Source organism: Halomonas sp. LES1, from assembly GCF_031846005.1.
In the GTDB taxonomy this organism is placed as follows: Bacteria; Pseudomonadota; Gammaproteobacteria; order Pseudomonadales; family Halomonadaceae; genus Halomonas.
In genome coordinates this window covers 504,107-527,075 of sequence record NZ_JAVRGC010000001.1, presented here as the reverse complement: position 1 = coordinate 527,075, position 22,969 = coordinate 504,107, and the positions used below count along the sequence as shown (strand labels likewise).

General features: G+C 60.9%; 17 protein-coding genes. 13 read left to right on the top strand and 4 right to left on the bottom strand.

What is annotated here, in order from left to right; all coding sequences use genetic code 11:
* Nucleotide 1 precedes the first annotated feature (1 nt).
* The 9 genes from nqrE to RM463_RS02505 all read left to right on the top strand — a co-directional run bounded on the left by nqrE (nt 2) and on the right by RM463_RS02505 (nt 11,272).
* On the top strand, nt 2–619 hold the full coding sequence (nqrE, locus tag RM463_RS02545) for an NADH:ubiquinone reductase (Na(+)-transporting) subunit E (protein WP_195688275.1): 618 nt from the start codon (nt 2–4) through the stop codon (nt 617–619).
* Between the two features lie 69 nt (nt 620–688).
* The gene (gene nqrF, locus RM463_RS02540) at nt 689–1,921 is read left to right on the top strand and encodes an NADH:ubiquinone reductase (Na(+)-transporting) subunit F (protein WP_195688274.1); all 1,233 of its coding nucleotides are present in this window, start codon (nt 689–691) and stop codon (nt 1,919–1,921) included.
* Between the two features lie 184 nt (nt 1,922–2,105).
* Nucleotides 2,106–2,360 (top strand): (Na+)-NQR maturation NqrM, encoded by a 255-nt coding sequence (nqrM, locus tag RM463_RS02535; protein WP_132045376.1) that lies wholly within the window; start codon nt 2,106–2,108, stop codon nt 2,358–2,360.
* 517 nt (nt 2,361–2,877) lie between these two features.
* A complete protein-coding gene (locus tag RM463_RS02530) occupies nt 2,878–5,253 on the top strand; it encodes a polysaccharide biosynthesis tyrosine autokinase (protein WP_311428849.1) in 2,376 nt (791 codons plus the stop codon).
* 30 nt (nt 5,254–5,283) lie between these two features.
* Nucleotides 5,284–6,366: a glycosyltransferase gene (locus tag RM463_RS02525; RefSeq protein ID WP_311428848.1), complete on the top strand. Its 1,083-nt coding sequence runs from the start codon at nt 5,284–5,286 to the stop codon at nt 6,364–6,366.
* A 139-nt stretch (nt 6,367–6,505) separates the two neighbouring features.
* Nucleotides 6,506–7,705 carry a hypothetical protein gene (locus RM463_RS02520; protein ID WP_311428847.1) on the top strand — a complete coding sequence of 400 codons (1,200 nt, stop codon included), beginning with the start codon at nt 6,506–6,508 and terminating at the stop codon, nt 7,703–7,705.
* Nucleotides 7,705–8,967, top strand: a complete 1,263-nt coding sequence (locus RM463_RS02515; RefSeq protein WP_311428846.1) for a glycosyltransferase — start codon at nt 7,705–7,707, stop codon at nt 8,965–8,967. Before RM463_RS02520 ends, RM463_RS02515 begins: the two co-directional genes overlap by 1 nt.
* The gene (locus tag RM463_RS02510) at nt 8,964–10,145 is read left to right on the top strand and encodes a glycosyltransferase (protein ID WP_311428845.1); all 1,182 of its coding nucleotides are present in this window, start codon (nt 8,964–8,966) and stop codon (nt 10,143–10,145) included. Before RM463_RS02515 ends, RM463_RS02510 begins: the two co-directional genes overlap by 4 nt.
* Nucleotides 10,142–11,272 carry a glycosyltransferase family 4 protein gene (locus RM463_RS02505; RefSeq protein ID WP_195688269.1) on the top strand — a complete coding sequence of 377 codons (1,131 nt, stop codon included), beginning with the start codon at nt 10,142–10,144 and terminating at the stop codon, nt 11,270–11,272. The genes RM463_RS02510 and RM463_RS02505 overlap by 4 nt, the downstream gene beginning before the upstream one ends.
* A gap of 506 nt (nt 11,273–11,778) precedes the next feature.
* Here the strand turns inward: RM463_RS02505 and RM463_RS02500 are convergent.
* From RM463_RS02500 to RM463_RS02485, 4 genes are all read right to left on the bottom strand, one after another.
* The gene (locus RM463_RS02500; RefSeq protein ID WP_311428844.1) at nt 11,779–13,875 is read right to left on the bottom strand and encodes a nucleoside-diphosphate sugar epimerase/dehydratase; all 2,097 of its coding nucleotides are present in this window, start codon (nt 13,873–13,875) and stop codon (nt 11,779–11,781) included.
* A 328-nt stretch (nt 13,876–14,203) separates the two neighbouring features.
* Nucleotides 14,204–16,279 (bottom strand): YjbH domain-containing protein, encoded by a 2,076-nt coding sequence (locus tag RM463_RS02495; protein ID WP_311428843.1) that lies wholly within the window; start codon nt 16,277–16,279, stop codon nt 14,204–14,206.
* A 74-nt stretch (nt 16,280–16,353) separates the two neighbouring features.
* On the bottom strand, nt 16,354–17,172 hold the full coding sequence (locus tag RM463_RS02490; RefSeq protein WP_195688266.1) for a capsule biosynthesis GfcC family protein: 819 nt from the start codon (nt 17,170–17,172) through the stop codon (nt 16,354–16,356).
* A gap of 111 nt (nt 17,173–17,283) precedes the next feature.
* Nucleotides 17,284–18,060, bottom strand: coding sequence for a hypothetical protein (locus tag RM463_RS02485; protein ID WP_195688265.1), 777 nt, complete (start codon nt 18,058–18,060; stop codon nt 17,284–17,286).
* Between the two features lie 2 nt (nt 18,061–18,062).
* Between RM463_RS02485 and RM463_RS02480 the strand changes: the two genes are divergently transcribed.
* From RM463_RS02480 to RM463_RS02465, 4 genes are all read left to right on the top strand, one after another.
* Nucleotides 18,063–18,224: a hypothetical protein gene (locus RM463_RS02480; RefSeq protein WP_311428842.1), complete on the top strand. Its 162-nt coding sequence runs from the start codon at nt 18,063–18,065 to the stop codon at nt 18,222–18,224.
* A 779-nt stretch (nt 18,225–19,003) separates the two neighbouring features.
* A complete protein-coding gene (locus RM463_RS02475; RefSeq protein WP_195688263.1) occupies nt 19,004–20,146 on the top strand; it encodes a polysaccharide export protein in 1,143 nt (380 codons plus the stop codon).
* Nucleotides 20,147–20,167: 21 nt separating this feature from the next.
* On the top strand, nt 20,168–20,605 hold the full coding sequence (locus tag RM463_RS02470; protein ID WP_195688262.1) for a low molecular weight protein-tyrosine-phosphatase: 438 nt from the start codon (nt 20,168–20,170) through the stop codon (nt 20,603–20,605).
* A 114-nt stretch (nt 20,606–20,719) separates the two neighbouring features.
* Nucleotides 20,720–22,951, top strand: a complete 2,232-nt coding sequence (locus RM463_RS02465) for a polysaccharide biosynthesis tyrosine autokinase (RefSeq protein WP_311428841.1) — start codon at nt 20,720–20,722, stop codon at nt 22,949–22,951.
* Nucleotides 22,952–22,969: the final 18 nt, after the last annotated feature.

Here is a 22,969-nt window from a genome sequence, read left to right as displayed (position 1 = left end):
CATGGAACATTATCTGAGCCTTTTCGTTGCCTCGGTCTTCGTCGAGAACCTGGCCCTGGCATTCTTCCTCGGCATGTGCACCTTTATCGCCGTGTCCAAGAAGGTCTCCGCGGCCTTCGGCCTGGGCATCGCGGTGATCGTGGTGCTCTCCATCTCCGTGCCGGTCAACAACCTGGTCTACAGCTTCCTGCTGGCGGAAGGGGCGCTCTCCTGGACCGGCATCAGCGGTGCCGAGAACATCGATCTCTCCTTCCTGGGGCTGCTCAGCTACATCGGCGTTATCGCCGCGCTGGTACAGATCCTGGAGATGTTCCTCGACAAGTACGTGCCGGCACTCTACAACGCCCTGGGCGTGTTCCTGCCGCTGATCACCGTGAACTGTGCCATCCTGGGTGGCGTGCTGTTCATGGTCGAGCGTAACTACAACTTCGGTGAATCCGTGGTCTATGGCTTCGGTTCCGGCGTTGGCTGGGCACTGGCCATCACGGCCCTGGCCGGTATCCGCGAGAAGCTCAAGTACAGCGACGTTCCCGGCTCCCTGCAGGGCCTGGGCATCACCTTTATCACGGTGGGCCTGATGTCGCTGGGCTTCATGTCCTTCTCCGGCATCCAACTCTGAAGCAGGTCGTCCCCTGTCCGGCACCGGGAGGTGCCGGGTACCAGGCAACGCAAGCAATAGGAAACCGACATGGTTGATACATCACTTATCTTGCTCGGCGTGGTCATGTTCACCGTGGTCGTCATCGGCCTGGTGCTGATCATCCTGGCCGCCCGCAGCAGGCTGGTCAGCACCGGTGACGTGCAGATCGAGGTCAACGATGATCCCGAGAACACCATTACCACCCAGGCCGGGGGCAAGCTGCTCAATACCCTGGCCGCCAATGGCATCTTCCTCTCCTCCGCGTGTGGCGGCGGTGGCTCCTGTGCCCAGTGCAAGTGTCGCGTGGAGGAGGGTGGTGGCGCCATCCTGCCCACCGAGGAGTCCCACTTCACCATGCGCGAGAAGAAGGAGGGCTGGCGTCTCTCCTGCCAGGTGCCGGTGAAGCAGGACATGAAGATCGAGGTGCCCGAGGAGGTGTTCGGCGTCAAGAAGTGGGAGTGCGAGGTCCTCGAGAACCCCAACGTCGCCACCTTCATCAAGGAGCTCAACCTCAAGCTGCCCGAGGGCGAGGAGGTCGCCTTCCGCGCCGGTGGCTATGTGCAGCTGGTGGCACCGCCCTACGATATCGCCTTCAAGGACTTCGATATCGAGGAGGAGTACCGGGGCGACTGGGAGAAGTTCGGCCTGTTCAACGTCTCCCACAAGAGCAACGAGGAGGTCATCCGCGCCTACTCCATGGCGAACTACCCGGAAGAGAAGGGCATCCTCAAGTTCAATATCCGCATCGCCACGCCGCCGCCCAACACCGACCACCCGCCCGGTCTGATGTCGACCTACGTCTTCAGTCTCAAGCCCGGCGACAAGGTCACCGTGATGGGACCCTTCGGCGAGTTCTTCGCCAAGGACACCGATGCCGAGATGGTCTTCGTGGGTGGTGGTGCCGGCATGGCGCCGATGCGCAGCCATATCTTCGATCAGCTCAAGCGCCTCGACTCCAAGCGCAAGATTACCTTCTGGTACGGTGCGCGTTCCTGGCGCGAGACCTTCTACAACGAAGAGTATGACAAGCTGGCCGAGGAGCACGACAACTTCGAATGGCACCTGGCGCTCTCCGACCCGCAGCCCGAGGACAACTGGGAAGGCCCCACCGGCTTTATCCATAACGTCCTCTACGAGAACTACCTCAAGGACCACCCGGCCCCCGAGGACTGCGAGTACTACATGTGTGGGCCGCCCATGATGAACGCCTCCGTGATCAAGCTGCTGCTCGATCTCGGGGTGGAGCCCGAGAACATCATGCTGGACGACTTCGGCGGATGATTTCACCCGCCGCAGGCGACAGGGAGGGCCGGCCAGAAGGCCGGCCCTTGTTGTATCCGGCGGTGATGATTGCAGGTATAGCTGAAACATGAGGCGACCTGCACTGTCTGCTGTACAAGACCAAATGCTACCGGATGAATCGCCCAGCCGATGATGGCAGGGCACCACCCAAGGAGAGATCCTGATGACTATCTGGCTTATTGCCCTGGCCTTCATGCTGCTGATCATGGCGGCGATGGCTGTCGGCGTGATCATGGGCCGCAAGCCCATCGCCGGTTCCTGTGGCGGACTCAACCAGCTCGGCCTCAAGGACGGCTGCGAGATCTGCGGCGGCAAGGACGAGGTCTGCGAGGAGGAGAACCGCAAGCGTGGCAGCGCCCGCCGACGCAGCGACGAGAGCCGCGGTGCCGACCTGGGGTATGACGCTACGCGGCGCTGAGGCCTCACGTATCCGGGAGCCTAACGCCGCCAAGAGCACACTTGCCGCATCAAATGCCTGCACCCCCCATCAACTTTGTTGATGGGGGGTGTCCCGTTTTTGGCTCATCGCCATTCGCATGATTTGCGAGTCTCGTGTTCTAGGATGGTGGCTCTGCCGCGCGACCGGTGCCGTCAAGCGCCTCGTTCATGCAACAAAGCATTATGACACCGCTCAAGGAAGCCTGTGTTCTCCCATCGCGATGCAGAGCATCTTCCCACTCAGAACCTGCCGAGTAGAGGTGGGGGTGCCCCGGGCAGTGCGAGTAGCAAGTATCTGGCCCTCTAAGCGTTACGAAAACCACTCCTTTCGGACTAACCATAACTGTAATTTTGTGTAAGATTGTGTTGCATGACGTCCTGGCAGCATTCGTTGTACCAGCCGCATCTGCCGATGGAAGCCTGCACGCGTGTGGGGAGCGCAACAGATTGTGCGAGCTCCACGATAAGACCTTTCACATAAGGGTCGATATCCGAGCATGAATACGTTGACGGCACAGTTCGCTAGTCAAATCGAGATTAGTCGCATCATTAGCCAGCTATTTGATCGTAGGTGGCTGATCGGCATGATTACACTTGGATTTGCGTGCGGCGGGATTTTCTATGCCATCGTGGCGACGCCCATCTACCGAGGCGACGCTCTGGTGCAAGTCGAGAGACGTTCGTCGGTGAGCCCCCTCGGTGATCTGGCGAATGTGATGGGGGACTCGATGGCTGGCTATTCCGAAAGCAGCACCGCCGCGGAGGTGCAGATACTCCAGTCACGCATGGTGCTTGGACAGGTTGTCGACCGCATCGAATTGGATAATGTGATCATCCCCAAGGAGCTACCGCTAGTGGGGGGGGCTATTCGGAGACAGCAGCTCTCGCGCCCAGAATTTATCGATCGCGATATACATCTGGGTGGTTGGTTGCCAGAGAAAATCCGGCTGCCAAGTATCATTCCCACCGACACCTTGCCCGAGGTCTTCAAGGCAGGTATCGAACTACCTGAATTCTTGCAGAGCCCGTTCACCCCACCAGGGTTTGATCTGGCGCGTACGGCCGTGTGGCACGGTGAAACCTTAACGCTCGGCTTGCTCGAAGTGGCCGACCACCTGCGTAATCAGCCGCTGGTCGTCACTGCGCTTGGCGAGGGCCGTTACTCGCTTACGCGGATCTATAAAGGGAGGGCTCGGCTCCTGGGAGAGGGGAAGGTCGGCAGGGTCGAGCGCTTTTTGAATGACGAGGTTAAGCTTCGCATCGCTACCCTCGAAGCTGTTCCGGGTGCCCAGTTCACCTTGATCAAGCGTTCGCGCTCCGCAGCCATAACATCCCTTGCCAAGCGTCTCCGCGTGAATGAGCTCGGGCAGGACAGCCCACTTGGTGCCAGCGCCAGTACCGGGATGCTGAGGCTCATGCTGACCGGTGACGACCGAGCCGAAATACGCCGATCCCTGAACGCCGTGATCGAAACCTTCCTCACCCAGAACGTCGAGCGCAAGTCAGCAGAGGCTGACCAGAGCCTTGCCTTCCTAAAGGAGCAGGCCCCGGAGTTGCGTAACCACCTGGCAGCTGCCGAGGAGAGGCTGAACGAATATCGCATGGCGCAGCAGAGTGTCGATCTCAGCGCCGAGGCTCAGGGCGCCATCCAGCAGTTTATCGCCCTCGATAGTCAACTCAGCGAACTCGAGTTTGAGGAGGCAGTACTGGTTCAGCGTTACACCAGCAGCCACCCGGCCTACCAGGCATTGATCCATCAAAGGCAGATACTGCTCGACGAGCGGGCCGAACTGGAGGCCAGGGTGAGTGAGCTACCCGGCGCTCAGCAGGAGATCATCAGTCGCACCCGGGACGTGGAGGCCACCCAGGTGATCTATGTCGATGTGCTCAACAAGATACAGGAACTCGAGATCGCCAGGGCGGGAATGGTGGGCAATGTACGGATCATCGATGACGCCCTGGTGGGCGTACTGCCGGTTGAGCCGCGCAAGTCATTCCTGGTGATCCTGGCCTCCGTGCTGGGTGCCATGGCTGCGGTCGGCTTTGTCTTGACGCGAGCGCTGTTCAAGCGCGGTATCGAGACACCGGAACAGATCGAGGATACCGGCTTACCGGTCTATGCGAGCATACCGCGCGCCAATGCGCAGAAAAAATTGAACAAGCGGGTGAGGCACCGTAACGAACATCATTATCGTAACGTGTTCTCCGAGATACTGGTGGAGGTGGAACCCACCGATATCAGTATCGAGGCCTTGCGCAACCTACGCACTAGCCTGCATTTCACCATGCTCGATTCCCAGGACAATAGGTTAATGATCACCGGCCCCAGTCCTGGTGTTGGCAAGAGCTTCATCACCGTGAACCTCGCGGCAGTCTGCGCCCTGTCTAACCAGCGAGTGCTAGTGATCGACGCAGACATGCGCAGAGGGCAACTGCATCATGCCTTTGGCACCCATGCACAGGGCGGGCTCTCCGAGCTGCTAGCGGGCCGGCTTTCCGATGAGCAGGCCATTCGCCACTCTAGAGTGCGCGGCCTCGACTATATTTCACGGGGCCTGGCACCTCCTAATCCCTCGGAACTGTTGCTCGGCGCCTCGCTCAAGCCCTTTCTGGCCCGGGTCAGCGAGCGGTATGACCTGGTCATCATCGATAGCCCACCAGTGCTGACGGTCACCGATCCTGCGGTGTTAGGCGCCCAGTGCGGCACCACGCTGATGGTAGCGATGTTCGAAACCACTACCAGCCGTGAACTCAATATTGCGAAGCGACGCCTGGAAAACGCCGGCGTTACCCTCCAGGGGGCGATTCTCAACGCCATGGAACGCAGAGCAGCCGTCAGCTATGGCGACGGTGACTACCAATATGCTTATTAACGGCAAGGGATCAAGGTGAGGAGTCATGCAATGAAATCAAGTCTGAAGGGGCTGGGAATGAAACCGATGGTTAGTGAAGAGGAGATCATGGCGACCTGGCCCATGGCAACCTCTGAGGGCTCACCATTGGTCACTATCTTCTGTGCGACATATAACCATGAGCAGTATATTGCATCAGCATTAGATGGAATGTTGGCCCAGAAAACCAGCTTTCCTTTTGAGGTCGTGGTCAATGATGATGCGTCAGACGATGGTACGGCGGATATCATTCGAGGTTACTTGAATGGCTATCCCAACCTGATCCAGGCCAACCTTCATCTCGAGAACCAGTTGCGTCAGGGTATTTCTCCGGAAGAACATACCTTTCCCATGTGTCGTGGGCGTTATATCGCCTTCTGCGAAGGTGACGATGCCTGGAAAAGCCCTGATAAACTGCAGCGTCAGATAGAAATGCTTGAGGCCAATCCCGAGTGCGATATGGCTTTCCATCCCGCAGAGAAGCACTACTTCGGCCTGGGTCGCCAGAGTATAACTGGATATTACGGAAATTCACCAAGGGTGGTGAGTGCCGAAGAAATTATCGAGAAACGGTATGGAAGTATTCCCACCCAGTCCGTGATAGTGAGATCGAGAGTTGCATTCGAGCTTCTGCGTTTTATGAAAGAGCAGGAGGATAAGATGGTTGCCGATGTCTATCGTAATATGCTTGCGTCACAACGGGGAGGTGCATGCTACCTTCCTGAAGTGATGAGTCTTTATCGATTTCGTGTTCCAGGGTCTTGGTCGAGCAATGTCAATGATATCAACAAGAAACTAGTGCACTATCGCCGACGAATCATTTCCAACAGGCGCATGGATGCATGGCTGAAGTATCGCTTCACACGAAGTTTCGATATCGCCAACTGGCACATGATCTTAAAAATCCTGAAGTCTCCCGAGATCAGCGACAAGGAACGGCGTGACTTCTATTTCAGCTATGGCGACAAGCTTGGCTTTCCCGATCGCCTGCTGGCCAGGCTACTGCTCGCCTGGCCTGAGAGCATCGACCATTACCGTGGCGTAAGGGAGTGGATCAGGCGAAAAACATCCCCGATGGGGCAGGCAGAGACCTGATCTAGGGGTCACCGAGCCAGTTCTATTGCCGTGCTAACGGTGTTGCCAAGGCAAGAGTGACCAGGACATATTGATGGCTCACCCTCCCTGACATGCTGCATAAGGTGTCGGGCGGTGACACAGGTAGAGGTTACAAACGATGCGATCCATACATATTGTTGCCATCCTGCTGTTTCCGGTGATCTTTACCATACCGATCGAAAATGTGCTGGTCATCGATGGCCTGGGCACCATCAATCGTGTGATCGGCATTGCCGCCGCACCAGCGGTATTCTTCCTGGTGCTCGCGGGGGGGCGAGTCAATCAGGCCGTCTATATGCTTGGGCTTGCCATGCTGATGTTTATTGTGTATGGCGGACTCTCCATCGCTTGGGCGCCCTCATCCCATGAGGCCTATATCAGCTGGTTCTCCATGGTACAGGTCATGGTGATGGCGCTGATGATTAGTCTGGCGGGTATCTGCTACGGACTAAAGGTGATCTGCGTACCTTATCTTCTGGGTGCTGTATACGGTGCGATAACCGTGATCTCCTATGCTGCATCATCGGACAGCATTCGTCGAATTGTGGTGGATAACTTCAATCCCAACTGGATGAGTTTCCTGTTCGTGATGTCCGGTGTTTGTCTCTTTGTCTTGCTGGATTCCGCAAGCTTCAAGGCGCGTGTTTTCTATCTGTTTTCATGGTGCATTATTGGCCTTTCCATCTTTCTTCTTGGGTCAAGAGGAGGCATGGGGTTTTACGTGTTGATGAGCCTTTCCATCATGCTAAAGCTCACCTTTATCTACAAGCTGATACTGGTTGTTCCTGTCGCGCTCACGATGCTGGTCTACCAGCTGGTGGTGCAGGCCGATATCGAGTACCTTCTGATGCGTTACATGATGGCCGGTGACCTGATCAGCTCCGGCGATTTCTCGGGTCGCGGCAATATCTGGCAGCATGGAATGGATGGCCTCGGCAACCCCTTGTTCGGGGCTGGCATTGGAAGTTTTCACGAGATCATCGGGCTTGCTCCACACAATGCCTTCCTGTCGGTGGTGTTTGGGCTCGGAATTGTGGGGCTGTTCATGTACCTGGGGCTATGGCTCGGCCTCATCTACCTTTTTCTTTGCTTGGATCGTGGGCGTATAGCAGCCATGGTCATGGGGGGGGCACTTTTAATTCCGATGAATCTGGCCAATTGGGAGTTTCACAAGGGGTTGTGGTTCGCGTTTGCGGTAACTTTCGCCTACGCCATCTTGCGCTTGATCGATCAGTCACATAAGCGTGTATCTCTTCTGGATGATGATGGCTACACCAGGCAAGACGTGCTCCGACCACTCACGACGGTGACATCTTGATGATTACAACAACATCTTGCGTAAAGGAGTCCATAGTGACATCTCAATCAATACAACCTGTCACCCTATTTATACCCTCGTTAAGTGGGGGTGGAGCCGAGCGTGTTTTCGTCAACCTGGCCAATGAATTCGCTCGTCAGTCGGCGGCGCCCGTAGATCTTGTTGTCGCAAGAAGCGGCGGCCCGCTGGTCGGCGCTGTTTCATCAGACGTGCGCATCGTGGATCTCGGCAAGAAGCGGGTTGCACATGCCATGCTGCCGCTGCTCGGTTACCTGCGCCGAGAGCGACCCCAGGCGCTGCTCTCCACCATGAGCGAAGCCAATGTGATCGCGCTTCTGGCGTGGCAACTGGCCGGCCGGCCCTGTCGCATCGCGATCCGGGAAACCTGCGCGAAGCGCAGCGACGAAACGGTGCCGCCGGGGATTCGCCAAGCCGCACTGCGCTGGATGATGACGCGGCTTTATCCCAGGGCCGACACCATGGTGGTGATCGCCGACGATGTGCTGGCGACCTTGCAGCGAGACGGCATTCATCCCGGCCGTTGCTGCCATATCGGCAATCCGGTGACACCTCATTCTGCGTCGGCCTTAACATCATCCACGCGGGCCTCAGCATCGTCCACGCCAGGCTCAATATCGGCGGCGGGCACGACAGCCATGCCGAGCTGGCTTGAGTTGCTTCCCCGTGAGGCGCAGCTGATCTGTAGCGCCGGCCGCCTGGTAGAGGCCAAGGGCTTTGACCTGCTTCTGGCGGCGTTCGCTCGACTGCAGGACCCTCGGCTGCATCTGGCCATCCTCGGTGATGGCCCCCTCCATCAGACGCTGCTGGCCCAGGCACGAGAGCTGGGCGTCGAGGAGCGTGTGCATCTGCCCGGCTTCGTGGCGCAGCCGCAGCACGTCATGGCGCTCAGCCGACTCTTTGTGTCGTCGTCTCGGCGGGAAGGCTTTCCCAATGTGCTGCTCGATGCCCTGGTGGCCGGGGTACCCATTGTGGCGACCCACTGCCCCGGGGCCTCGGCCGATATCCTCGAGCACGGCAGGCACGGGGTGCTGGTCCCGCCGGAGAGTGTCGAACGCCTTGTCACGGCGATGACGCGTGCGCTGCAGGCGCCGGTAGGCACACCCGAGTCGCGACAGGCGCGTGCCGATGACTTCAACCTATCCCATATTGCACGACGCTATCTTCACGAGGCCCTCGAAGTCGTTGAACCACAGCCCTCAGTGGAGGCCGTCAGCCACTTCTGCCCAGAGGAACGAGCATGAGAGTCGCACATATCATTACCAGCCTGGGAGAAGGAGGAGCGCAGGCGGTGCTCTTCCGGCTATGCACCAACGATCCCGACAACCAACATACGGTCATCAGCCTGATGGCAGAGGCACGTTATGGGCAGATGCTGAGCGAGCGAGGCTTTCGCGTCATCAATCTCGATATGCCGCGTGACAAGTTGCGCCTGGGACCCCTGTGGCGGCTGTGGAAGCTGCTCAGGCAGGAGCGCTTCGACATCGTTCAGACCTGGATGTATCACCCTGATCTTCTGGGGGGCCTGGTTGCCCGCCTAGCAGGACAGCGGCGAATCTTCTGGGGCATTCGCCATACCGGCCTGGAGCCCAGTCATAGCGCCCGCTCGTCGATCTTGATCGCTCGGTGGTGCGCCTGGCTCTCGCCCTGGTTACCCATCGCGATCGTCTGCTGCGCCGAAAGGGCGGCCCAGGTGCATCAGGCGTTGGGCTACTGTGCGGACAAGCTTCGGGTCATTCCCAATGGCTACAACTTCTCTCACTGGAATGTGGACCCGAGTGAAGCGCGTGTGCTTCGCCACTCGCTCGGCGTCGATGATGATACCCTGCTGATCGGCATGGTGGCGCGCTGCCATGCACAGAAAGATCATCAAAACCTGCTAGATGCCATCGTCAAGCTTCGTCAGCAGAGCATTGCGGTGCGCTGCCTACTGGTGGGCGATGAGGTCACGCGAGATAACCCCGAAGTAGATCGATGGATCGTTAGCCGGGACTTGGGCGACAGCGTTGTGGCGTTGGGAAAACGTACCGATATTCCGCTGGTGATGGGGGCACTAGATCTGCATATATTGTCCAGTCAAGGCGGTGAAGGGTTTCCCAATGTCGTTGCCGAGGCCATGGCGGCAAGTACGCCCTGCGTGGTGACAGATGTGGGGGATTCCGCTCGAATCGTGGCCGGTGATGGTTGGGTCGTTCCCCCGTGTGACAGTTCTGGCCTGGCTGATGCCATTTCCAAGGCGCTGGCAGAATGTCGACAGCACCCCGGTGCTTGGCGAGCCCGACAGCAGCGCTGCCGACAGCGGATTCGCGACGAATATGGGATCGATCATATGGTAAACGCATATACATCGTTGTGGCAGTCAACATTGTCAGGGGCCGTAGATCCAGGCGTCACCAGGAGCTCCGAGGGGCAGAGCTCATGACACGTCGTTTCCTGTTGATTGCTGGATATGCGCCGTCACTGATCAACTTCCGCTGGCATCTGATGCTGGCATTACAGGAGGATGGTTTTGAGGTTCACGCTGCGGCCCCCAGCCTTTCGGCTGATAGCGAGATACACCAGCGTCTGGTTGCCCAGGGGATCCAGGCTCACGACGTACCCATGCAGAGGAACGGCATGGATCCACTGGCAGACCTCGCCACGCTAAAAGCGCTATATCGGTTGATGCGGCACGTGTCGCCCACGCATGTCATGGGCTACACCATCAAGCCGGTAATCTACGGCAGCCTGGCCGCGCGTTTTTCCGGGATCCCGTTTCGCTTCTCGCTGATCACTGGTCTTGGCTACGCCTTTATCGAGGATTCAATGACCATAAAACGGCGTGCTCTCCAGCGTTGCATTGAAGGCCTATACCGGCTAGCCATGGCCTGCTCACATACGGTCTTCTTTCAGAACCCTGATGATATGCAGTTGTTCATTGACAGAAAGATCCTCGGCAAGACTTACGCTGTAGTGGTGAATGGTTCGGGAGTGGATATCGAGCATTTTGGTGTCACCGCACTGCCGGATACGCCTGTCTTCGTGCTGGTCGCCCGGCTTTTTGCCTCTAAGGGAATTCGTGAGTACGCCGAAGCGGCGCGCCTACTACGCCAGGAGTATCCGCAAGTTCGATTCCAGTTGGTTGGTGAGCCAGACCTCGGTCCCGATGCCATCGCCCCGGCGGAGCTGCAGGCCTGGTTGACTGATGGTCGGCTCGAATATCTGGGCCAGCTTGATGATGTGCGTCCGGCGATTGCCTCGGCAACGACGGTCGTTCTTCCGAGCTACTACCGTGAAGGAATACCCCGAACGCTACTCGAGGGGCTTTCGATGGGGCGAGCCATTATCACCACCGATACCCCAGGCTGTCGCGAAACCGTGCAAGAGGGATATAACGGTCATTTGGTGTCGCCGCGTTGTGTGATCTCGCTGGTCAACGCCATGCGTCGAATGATCGAGCAACCTGATCGCCTGCAAGCGATGGGGATTCATTCACGTAGAATCGCCGAAGAGAGGTTCGAGGTCACTCGGGTCAATACCGTCATGCTGGAGGAGATAAATGCCATTTGAGTAAGCGCCTGTTAGACATCGTTATCACTGCGCCGGCGCTGCTGCAGGCACCACTACTGATCATCAGAACATCATCGCGATTGTGGTGCGAATCGTCATGGGCCCCACGGTGCTGCTTTGCCAGCAGCGTCCGGGCATCACCGGCTGGGCGTAGGTCGACGGCCGCAATGCCCTCGACTGGAGCGACAGGCTCCGACTGGATGTCTGGATTCTCTGCCTGACCGTATGGAGGGTATGTTAGATGCCTGGCGTTAGGCAGCCCGGGCATGGCACCAGCCCCGGTTTTCAGGGGCAGCGGCATAAGTCGTAGCCAGGGGCGAGGTGAGAGGTGTGAAGGCTGATGTTTGGGGGGAAATAGAGAGGCAGGGGTAAGGTTCGGTGAGTGAGGAGTCAATAAGGGGCGCGCATTAGCGAGAGGCTGTCTGTTCGGCGTCACGCTGATTTACGATGAACCAAAAAACAAGGAGCGAGGTGTCTGTTCCTCGCACCTCGTCCCTCGCCCCTTATCATGACCTTGCGATCAGCGCCTGGCTGAGGCTCTGGTCGGTCAACAGTTGAGATTCATCCGAGACGGCCTTGACCATCTTTACCTTCCTGCGGTTTGTCGTCGAGGCGTTACGTGTACCGAAGCCATTGCTACCAGAGGTCAGGCTGAGATCAGTAGCGCAAACATCCTGGGCCGTGTCGGGCGTGGCGCCCGGAAGGGGCAGACCCTGGCTCAGCCACTCCAGGTCGACGATGGGGCTGTCGGGCTGATAGGCAGTCGGGGCGGTACCCAGCAACTCGCGCACCTGCTCCATCGCGTTGGCCTGCACGGCCTCCTTCAGGCGCTGCAGATAGGGGGCGAGCCTCTCCCACTCCCAGTGCTGCTCCTCTTCGGTCAGGATGCGCGGATGATCGGTCAGGCTGGCGTCGGCTCCGATCAGCACCTCCTCGTATAGCTTTTCACCCGGACGCAGCCCGCTGAAGACGATCTCGATATCGCCCGCGGGTTGGCCCACCGAACGAACCTCCAGGCCGGAAAGGCGAATCATCTGGCGAGCGAGGTCGGCAATCTTCACCGGCTCTCCCATGTCCAGCACGAACACATCGCCACCCTTGCCCAGGGCGCCGGCCTGAAGCACCAGCTCGGCCGCTTCGGGAATGGTCATGAAGAAGCGCGTGATATCGGGGTGGGTCACGGTCAACGGGCCACCGTTGGCGATCTGTCGCTTGAACAGGGGGATGACCGAGCCCGAAGAACCCAGCACATTGCCGAAGCGCACCATGCAGAACCGCGTGCTGCGCTGGTGTCTGGCCAGCGCCTGGCAGATCAGCTCCGCCAGCCGCTTGGTGGTGCCCATCACGTTGGTGGGCCTTACCGCCTTGTCGGTGGAGACGAGCACAAAGGTTTCGACCTCGGCGGCCACCGCCGCCAGGGCGGTCTCCATGGTGCCGAACACATTGTTGCGCACGCCCTCGGCGACGTTATACTCCACCATCGGCACATGCTTGTAGGCGGCGGCGTGATAGAGCGTCTGCACACCGAAGCTGTGCATCACCCCCTCAAGGCGCTGACGATTCTGCACCGAGCCCAGCAGTGGCTTGATCTCGATATCGGTCAGTCCCTCAGCCGTGGCGATATCACGCAGCTCGCCATCGATGGCATAGAGCGCGAACTCGCTCAGCTCCAGCAGCAACAGCATGCGAGGCCGCTGGAGCAGGATCTGCCGACACAGCTCGCTGCCGATCGACCCTCCGGCACCGGTCACCATGACCACCTTGTCGCGCACATCGGCCTGAAGCAGCTCCTGACGGGCCGCGACCGGTTCGCGCCCCAGGAGGTCCTCTACCGAGACATCGCGGATCTCGTTGATCTGTGCCCCGTGCCGAACCATGTCCTCGATGGCGGGAATTGTCTGCACGGCTGCCTTGAGGGTTTCCAGAGAGTGGAGGATCTCGCGGCGTTTCATACGGGGCAGGCTCGGCATGGCCAGCAGAATGCGCTCGGCGCCGCAGCGCTCGATCAGTTGCTCCAGCAGCAGCGGCGAGTACACCTTGAGGCCCTGAACAATGGTGCCGTGCATGCCACGCCAGTCATCGATAAAGGCCACGGGCAGGAACTCCTTACCCTGGCGCAGCGAGTGGACCAGCTGCACCCCGGCCGAACCGGCCCCATAGATGACCACCCGGATGCGCGGGCGCATCGTGACCTGCTGGTAGAGGCTGCGTACCACCAGCCGCGAGACACTGAGACCGAGCAGCGAGAGCAGGGCAAAGATCGACAGCGTCGAGCCGGAGAGGGGGAAGCCCAGGGCCTGGCCAGCGCCCCAGAGGGTCAGGCACGCGAGCGGCAGGCCGACTGCCATGGTCAGCAGCGCTCGCAGCCCCATAAAGCGCACGATGGCATGATAGAACCCCATCAGCCACAGCGTGATCAGGCAGAGTGGCACCGAGATCAGCAGCATCGGCGACGCAGCGTCGGCCGCCGCCGTCACGGCTCCCTGCTTCAATACCATTGCCAGCACCAGGCAGGCCGAGAGTATCAGGGCGTCCAGTATCAACAGCAGAAGCCGCTTGTTTCGGCGAGAGATGCGAAAGGCGCGTTGCAGCAACAAGCTCATCGGCCTGACTCCTTATGGCGAAATTACCTACGTCCAAGACCCCCATTACCTCGACACGCCTAGAGCATCTGGCTATTGCAAGCGAACGCTGAGTTATAGCCCTCAATCACGTCCCCAGTTGCACCTTCGAAGAATGCTGTGGTTTAGAAGTGGTTAAATGTGACGGTATGTAACTTCACTATAAAGCCAATCGAAGTGTTGCCAAGTTGAAATCGGTGATGGGCCAGGATGATGGAAGCCATACTCGAGGGACCGGACGGGAGATCATATGGATTCCCGATCCGGTCCCTTCGATGCCATCACGAGGCAAGCGGAAGGGTGCAGGGGCTCACTCCCAGGTGGCGGGGTAACCGTCCCAGTAGGGTGTCAGGTTACGCTCCTCGGTCATGTCATAGAGCCGATAGCGCCGACCCAGGCGGGCCCCGCCATCGCGGGTGAGCGGGCGCCATGCCAGGGTGGCCGCACTACGACTCGAGCGGGTAAAGAACGCATCGAGGGGAAAGGAGACATACAGCCCCTTGTCGAAGCCCCCCTCGCCGAAGTCATCATCGGCATCGGTCCAGGTGCCCCAGGCACCGACCCGCACGCCGGAGTCGAACTCTCGTGACAGATCCAGGGTGCCGCCGACATCGCCGGCCAGATAGCGGCCAACGCTCACCTTGGCCAGGATATCCTCGAAGCCGGTTTCGATATAGGCGTTGAGATGACCGGTCCAGGTGTCATAGTCACGCATCTCGAAACCCTGCTCGAAGTCGCGCTGGCGCACCCAGTTGACATCCGCGCCAATGGCGAAGGGGCTATCGAGAGGGCGGTGCAGCACCTCCGCGCCGGCACCGGCAAACATCATCTCCAGCAGGCCGGCATAGCCCATGGCGTACCAGTCATCGGCCAGGTTGGCGGTGCGGGTGTACTGCAGGTTCTCTATCCCTACATCGGAGGCCGACAGGTAGTCTCCGAGATAGCTGCGTACCCGGGGCAGTTCCGAGGGCCCCAGGTACTCGTAGCCATCGAGGTTGTCTGCCATCGTCCAGGCACCGGCGGCGGAGAGCCAGCCATTGCGATCGGTGTGGTATTCGCCCGAGGTGACCATTACCAGCCGATAGAGATAGCCATCCGGGCCGCCGAAGTTCTGGTCGAGACGCGGCCCCACTCGCCAGTTGAAGCGCTGGGGCGATTCACGATGCACGATCTCTTCGCGGGCCGGCTTGGCCAGTCGAGTATGGGAATAGATCCCGTAGCGGTGACCAAACTCCCGGTCTGCCGATTCTGCCGCCGCCACGAAGGCAGCACGATCATGCACATCCTCACGCAATGCCAGCCCGTTCTGCTGCCACTGGAAGCGGAAGGTATCGATCTCCGGTGAGGCCTGGGCGTGCAGGATGCGCGCGGCGCGCCCCTCGCTCTGGTTAAGGTTGCGGAAGGTCTCGGGCTCGGCCACCACGCGCAGGCTGTCGCCACTCTCGGCGATCTCATGCACCCGAATGCCGGCATTCTCCTCCAGGGCCTGGGACACGCTGGCCCAGTCCGGGAATGCGGGGGCGTTGATATCCCGTGGTGCGGGATCCCGCTTCACCTGGGTGAGTCCCGCCAGGTCGACGTGATAACTGATGCCGGCCATGGCGGTGCTGCCCCGTTGCCAGCCGGCTCGTAGCTCGAGATTATCGGTCACGGCAAGGCGGGCGCCGATATTGACGCGTGACTCGCTCTGCTGATCGTTGCCGAGCGGCTCGTCGGTGTAGTCGTTGCCCTCATACTCCAGCTGCAGCACCAGCGGGTCCCAGGGCGTCTGCCACTCCACGCCACCGAAGATCGAGGCCGGGCCGTGGAACAACGCGTCCACGGCGAACTCGCCGCCCTGGTCGCCACCGGCCCGGTTCGGCCGGTCGTCGAAGCGGTCGGCGAGCCAGCCCAGGGGCGAGTCGATATCACTGGCGGCCCCCAGGTAGCCCCAGCCGATGCCCAGCGTGAAATCGAAGTCATACCAGCGCTTGCTCGCCGCCAGATACTCGGAGCCGAACAGGGTCGTCCCTCCCACGTCACGCAGCCCCACGGCCAGCTGTGGCCAGTAGCGGGTCTCCTCGAGCAGGCGAAGCTTCATGTCAAAGCCCTTGTCGAGGTAGCGGTCGAAGAGGCTGGTACTGACATCCTCGACCTCCACATAACGAAAACCGCCCTCGAACCACTCGACCGGCTGGATAAACACGCTGTAGCGACGATAGGGCGCGGTGCGGCTCCAGTTGATGCTCATGGTGCCCACGGGCGCCATGCGCGCCGTAGGGGTCTGCATCAGGCCGACGCCACCAAAGTCGCTCTGCCCCGCGCCCAGCTGCCCGGCGATACCCTCCTGGCTCAGGGCGGGGGGCGCCATGGCAACCCCCAGGCTGCCGGTTACCAGTGCGACCATGCTTGTCCTGACATTTCTAGTGATGTTCTGGCCAACACGTCCGCTGACGTTACGGGTAACGATAGTGACAGTTTTCATTCCTTGACCTCGTGTCCCTCGTCGTTGCCCCATACCCGGCAGCGCTCACCGGGTACGCGGGTCGCCAGCAGTTCGGGCAGGCGCCGGTTGATCAGGTCTACCTCATCGCCGACCCCCGGGAAGGGCAGGGCGCCCCGAAGCCCTTGGCGAGAGGGTAGCTCCAGGAGCACGCGACTCCCCGGGGCAAGAAGCGTCGGCTGATAGTTCCAGGCCGCGATGCCGCGACGATGAACCTCTCCCAGCGGGGTGACGATGGCGGCGGTATCGCTCTGGCGGGCCGCGCTGGCGGTCAGCGAGTCGCGCAGGTGCTCGAGTGACATGTCGGGCACCCAGTCCAGTCGCGTGACGCCGTCCAGGCTCCAGACCTCCACCCAGTTCGGCGCCTCACAGACCCCGAAGTGAACGATGCGCTTGAGTGGAGGATTGTGGCGTAGATTGGCCGCCAGCCAGGGCAGGTCCAGTCGCTCCGGTGTACGGATATGTCGGTCCTGCCATTCGCCGAGATGCGAGCGCCAGGCCTCAAGGCTCTGTTGGCGTGGCGCGTTGCCGGCCACCCGGGCGCTGACCGCCAGGGTATGCAGATCGCCGATCAGGCGTCGGCGCAGGCGCGGCACAGTCTCGGCGGTGGTGTCGCGAAGCGCGAAGGCGTGCTGCCACTCGATGGCGCCGGGCTGGCGCCGTTCGAGGTCCAGCCAGGCATTGGCCAGGGTCGCCGGTGGTGTGGTGGCGCCAAGTGCCGTTCCTGTGCCGCCCAGGCCAAGGGCAGCTGCCGCCAGCCACGCCCTGCTTCGTCGGCGGAAAGCTCCGTTAATCACATTGTCCCCTTGTTCCCCGTAACCCATGGCACCCAGGCCGAGTCACGTCCTCTATTGGATAGTTGGCCCCAGCTGGAAGGGTGGCCCCTTCTCGAATATTGATCTGTTGCGTCACCACCAGGCGCGCGCGACCCGCCACTCGATATGTGGGGCTCCCGGCCAGGGCTCCCCCTCCACGGCCCAGAGGCGCAGGGTGTCACGGTCACGCCACAGGGTTGAGCGAGTTTGCTCGCCATTTTCCCAGTTCAGGGTCATCTCGCAGCGCTGCAGCCGTTGCTCACCCAGCGGCAAGGCGAGAGGCTCCAGCGTATCGTGGCACGCCAGGGCGCCACGGGCCCCCAGCTGGCGAGGCAGCCCATCCGCCTCCAGCCATTGGCGTTCCAGGCGAAAAGCCCCGGGGCGCACTTCCTGCCATGGCACATAGTCCAGGGTGTCGTCCAGGGTGCCTGCTGCCCCGGCGTCTGCCTCTCGGTGCTCCACCTCTCCGGCATCAGCGCTCGGCGCCTGCAGAGGGAGATAGCGGGTACCTAGGAGATCGCTGCCCAGGCCGCTGGTCGCCTGCAGGCCATCGCGGTGGAGCACCAGCACGCCCTGGTGGCCCATCGGCCAGTAGGTGGTTTCGCCGGTCGTGGTGCCCAGCACCACCAGACCGCGATGGCGCTGGCTGTCAACGGCAAGCGAGGCGTAGGGGAGGGCGTCGGCCCGCTGAGAAAGGCTCGCTTCGCCGGTGGCCCCCTCGGCCAGCAGGTTCGTCAGGGCATCGCCCAGGGGGGGCTTGCCGCTACTGGCACAGCCTGTCAGCCAGAGCAGGCAGGCGCCCAGGGTCAGCAGGCGGGCAGCAGGGCGGCGCCTCGAGGGGCAGCCGGCGGGGTCATGGAAGTTCACCATCGATGAGCGATGCCTCAGTTGGTGCCGGTGCCGGTGCCGGTGCCAGTGCCCGTGCCCGTGCCGCTATTGTCGCCATCGGTTGTCAACGCCACCAGAATGCCGAGGCCGAGCGCCGCGCCGGCGGTGACGAGAGTGGCCTGGGAGAGGCCGGTCGCCTTGCTTAGGCCAGCCGGGGAGCCTCCCGCTGCGGGGGAAGGCTTTGCGGCGCCCTGGGCCAGGGCGGTGGAGCTCGCCAGCATGCCGGCAACCGCCAGTAGGGCGAATGGGCGTTTAAGCTGCGCTTTCATGGTCTCTCTCCTGGATCGTGGCGTGTTGCATCGGACAGGGCGATTTGATCGTAACCGTTTGTACACTCTAAGCATAGCCGCATTACGTCTACCATGTCGTGACAGCAGCATGTCGCCAAGCTCTCTGGTTCGGCTTGACGGGCAAGCATAGGCTTCAGGTGTAGGGTTAGGCTTACCCCGGTGTAGGAGAGGAGCGGCAAATAGAGCCGTCTGGTGATTCACTCCTCGTTCCGATAGTGATGGTCGCCTTCCTATGTAACGTTCAGGCGTTAAAGCCAGTCGGAATTCGCCCTGACATCATGAAGTTGGGGCGAACGTGCTGGCTTGGAGCTCAGCCTAATGGAGCCCAACATAGTGGAGTCTGGCCTAGAGGAGGGCTTTGTAACCCTGGGACGGGAGTGTCCTGTTTTCTACTTGGAGAGCCTGCCTGGGCTGGGTATGGACCGCACGGGGCCAGCCAAAGCCGTACTTTTGTGGCGGGTGACCAGGGTTTTAGTTTCAGTAGGCTAGGCGTGGTGAATATTCACTGATATGTTACACTATGTAGCAGAGGGTTACGGAGTTATTGTTTACTTATTTGCTTATCTTTCCACGTTTTTGATCTTTCCATGGTGCCTGCCTCCCCCGTTTGGCGGCTGCTATCAAGAGGAACCTACATGATCACATCGTCGATCCCACGTCAGCGTCACGCACCGGCTTTCCGGTCGACGCCCCTGATTGCCTGCGCCGTGGCCCTTCTGCTATCAGGCTGTTCTATGGCTCCCGGTGGGCATATCGATTACCAGACGGAAACCGCGCCGATCGACGACCTAGTCGATATCGAGCCCATTACGCCGGGGCTGGTTTCGACCTTTCGGCTGGCCGAAAGCCAAGCTGCGCCCATGTCCAGCGATCTGCGCCAGGCCATCGAGGACTACGAGTATCGCGTGGATCCCGGCGATGTACTGAGCGTGATCGTCTACGACCATCCCGAGCTGACCATACCGGCCGGTGCCGAGCGAAGCGCCGCCGAGGCGGGCAACGAGGTGCGTAGCGATGGCACCATCTTCTATCCCTATATCGGGCGCGTGAAGGTCGCAGGGCTCACCCTGGATGAGGTCCGCGACATGCTGGCGCGCCGACTCTCCGGCTTTCTGGCCGAGCCCCAGGTGGATGTCCGCATGGCGGCCTTCAACTCCAAGAAGGTCTACGTGAGCGGGTCGGTGGCAACACCCGGCACCCAGCCCATCACCAGCGTGCCGCTGACCTTGGCCGACGCCATCAGCCGGGCCGGTGGCGCCCAGCCCACTGCCAACTGGCACGAGGTAATTCTGACCCGCAATGGTCAGGAGCAGCGTCTCTCTCTCTACCAGCTGCTGCGCCAAGGCGACCAGACCCAGAATCGTCTGCTCCAGGATGGCGACGTGGTGCACGTGCCGAGTTCCGAGAATCAGGCCGTGGCGGTCATGGGCCAGGTGCTCTCGCCCGGCAACTTCGCGTTGGGCAACGAGCGCCTCTCCTTGACCGACGCCGTGGCACGGGCCGGTGGTATCAACGAAACTACCGCCGAGCCCTCGGGAATCTTCGTCATTCGCAGCCAGACTTTCGACAGTGACAAGTTGGCCACCGTGTATCTGCTCGATGTACGCAACGCCGCCGCCTTCAGCATGGGCAGCCAGTTTGTCCTCGAGCCCCAGGATGTGGTCTACGTTACCACCGCGCCCCTGGCGCGCTGGAACCGTGTGATCAGCCTGCTGCTACCCTCGCTGGTGTTGCCGGGTAGTGTGGCGGAGAGTGCCAGCGACGTCAGCGATCTCTAATCCACCCATAGCGAGCGGCTTGTGTTTCAACGTATCTTGGTGGTGTGTACTGGTAACGTCTGTCGTAGCCCCGTGGCCGAAGCCATGCTGCGCCGGGCCCTGCCGGGGAAGCAGGTCGCCTCGGCAGGGTTAGGTGCACTGGTCGGTCAGAACGTCGATCTCAGCGCCAGAGAGCTTGCCGAGGCGGAAGGACTTGACGTCTCCATCCACCAGGCCCGCCAGCTCACCACCGAGATGCTCATCAACCACGATCTGATCCTGGTGATGAGCAGCGGCCAGCGACGCGCTGTCGGTGAGCTTGCCCCCGAGGCCCTCGGCAAGACCATGCTGCTTGGCAAATGGCTCGCAGCTGGCAAGGGACTCGATATCCCCGACCCGTATCGGAAGAGCAGGGAGGCGTTTGAGCATGTTCACCAACTGCTGGCTGAGGCCACCGCCGGGTGGGTTGCCCGCCTATAAAAAGTCCAAACCCCAGGCGATGGCGTCGTTAGACTTCGGCGTACTCACGGATACCGACGAAACATCCTGGCTTAAATTACCTTCCTTTCACTCTTACAAATACAAAGCCACGCCATGACTGACACCTCCAACACCGCAGCTTCACCTATGGCCCCGGTCGATAATAAAATCGACCTCGCACGCCTGTTTGGCCTGCTCCTCGATCACAAGTGGCTGATCCTCGCCATCACCCTCTTGTTCGCCTTGGGTGGGGTGGTCTATGCCCTGCTGCAGACGCCGGTGTACCGCGGCGATGCGCTGGTACAGGTGGAACGGCGCTCGACCGTCAGCCCACTGGGCGATCTCTCCGAGGTGTTCGGCCAGGAGGGCGAGTCCTCCACCGCCGCCGAGGTGCAGATTCTGCAGTCTCGCATGGTGCTGGGCCAGGTGGTCGACCGGGTCGGGCTGGATACCGTGGTGAGTCCGAATCTGCTGCCGGTGGTGGGTGGCTTCCTGGTGCGCCGTGGCATCGAACGACCGGCATTCATGGCCGGCAAGCCCTGGGTATGGGCGGGTGAGACCCTGGCCCTGGGACGCCTGGAGGTCGCCGACTCGCTGCGCGGCATGCCGCTGATCGCAACCGCCGGGGAAGCGGGGGACTATCGGCTGCGCCTGGGCGGCGAGATGCCGCGGGAGCTGGGCCAAGGGCGAGTCGGGGAGCTTGCGAGCTTCGCCGATGGCGATATCCAGATACGCATCGCTGAACTGCAGGCGCCTCCCGGCACGGAGTTCACCCTGATCAAGCGCTCGCGGCCTACAGCCATCAATGTTCTTGGCTCGCGGCTTAGCGTCAACGAGTTGGGCGCCGGGCGCGGCACCAGCATCGGCACCGGCATGCTTCGGTTGACCCTGACTGGACCCGATCGCAGCGAGATTCGTCGCTCACTGGATGCCGTGGCAGAGACCTTCCTGACCCAGAACGTCGAGCGTCAATCCGCCGAGGCGGAGCAGAGCCTGGCCTTTCTCGAGGAGCAAGCGCCGGAACTCCGCGATCAGCTTGCCGCCGCTGAAAATCGTCTTAACGAGTATCGCGTCGAGCAGGATAGTGTCGACCTCAGCTCCGAGGCACAGTCCGTAATCCAGCGCTTTATCGAGCTCGACAGTCGACTCAGCGAGCTGGAGTTCCAGGAAGCCGAGCTGGCCGAGCGATTCACCCCAAGTCACCCTAACTATCAGGCGCTGCTGCGCCAGAAGAGTCAGCTGCAGCAGCAGCGGGCCGATCTTGATGAACGCGTCAATGAGATGCCCGCCGCCCAGCAGGAGGTAGTGCGTCGTACCCGCGACGTCGAGGTCACCCAGGCCATCTACGTCAACGTGCTGAACAAGATGCAGGAGCTGCAGGTCGCCCGGGCTGGTACCGTTGGCAACGTGCGTATCATCGATGACGCGCTGGTCGGCCCGTTCCCCATCGCTCCGCGCAAGTCACTAATCGTGATCATCGCCACCGTGCTCGGCGGCATGCTGGGGGTGGGTATCGTGCTGCTGCGCGGCCTGCTCAACCGCGGCGTGGAGTCACCTGAGCAGATCGAGAGCGCCGGCCTGCCGGTTTACGCCACCGTGCCGCTCTCCGACGAGCAGCGAAAGCTGGTTCGACGAGTCAAGCATCGCCGTGATCGCCAGGCACGGGAGGTGGTCAGCGGGGTGCTCGCCGAGCGCCACCTGGCTGATACCTCCATCGAGGCCCTGCGCAGCCTGCGCACCAGTCTGCACTTCGCCATGCTCGAGGCCAGCAACAACCGCCTGATGATCTCCGGTCCCAGCCCTGGTATTGGCAAGACCTTTATCTCGATTAACCTGGGCGCTGTCTGCGCCCAGGCCGGACAACGGGTGCTGGTCGTTGATGCCGATATGCGCAAGGGGCACATGCATAACGCCTTCAAGGGGCGCAGCAAGGAGGGGCTCTCCGAGCTGCTGAGCGGGCGCAAGGGCCTGCTGGAGATCATCCGGTCCAGCGGTATCGAAGGGCTGGATTACGTGGCTCGCGGTGAATCTCCGCCCAACCCCTCGGAGTTGATGATGACCTCACGCTTCACCACCTTCCTCGAAGAGGTCAGCCAACGCTATGACCTGGTGATCATCGACACTCCGCCGGTGCTCGCCGTGACCGATGCCGCGGTGGTTGGCGCCCAGTGTGGCACCACCCTGATGGTCGCTCGCTTCCAGACCAACCCGATACGCGAGCTGCAGATCGCTACTCGTCGCCTCGAAACTGCCGGCGTTACAGTCAAGGGCTCGATCCTTAACGCCATGGAGCGCAAGGCCGCCACCAGCTATGGGTATGGGTACTACAACTATTCGTACAAGTGAGTAAAGGATGAGGGGCGC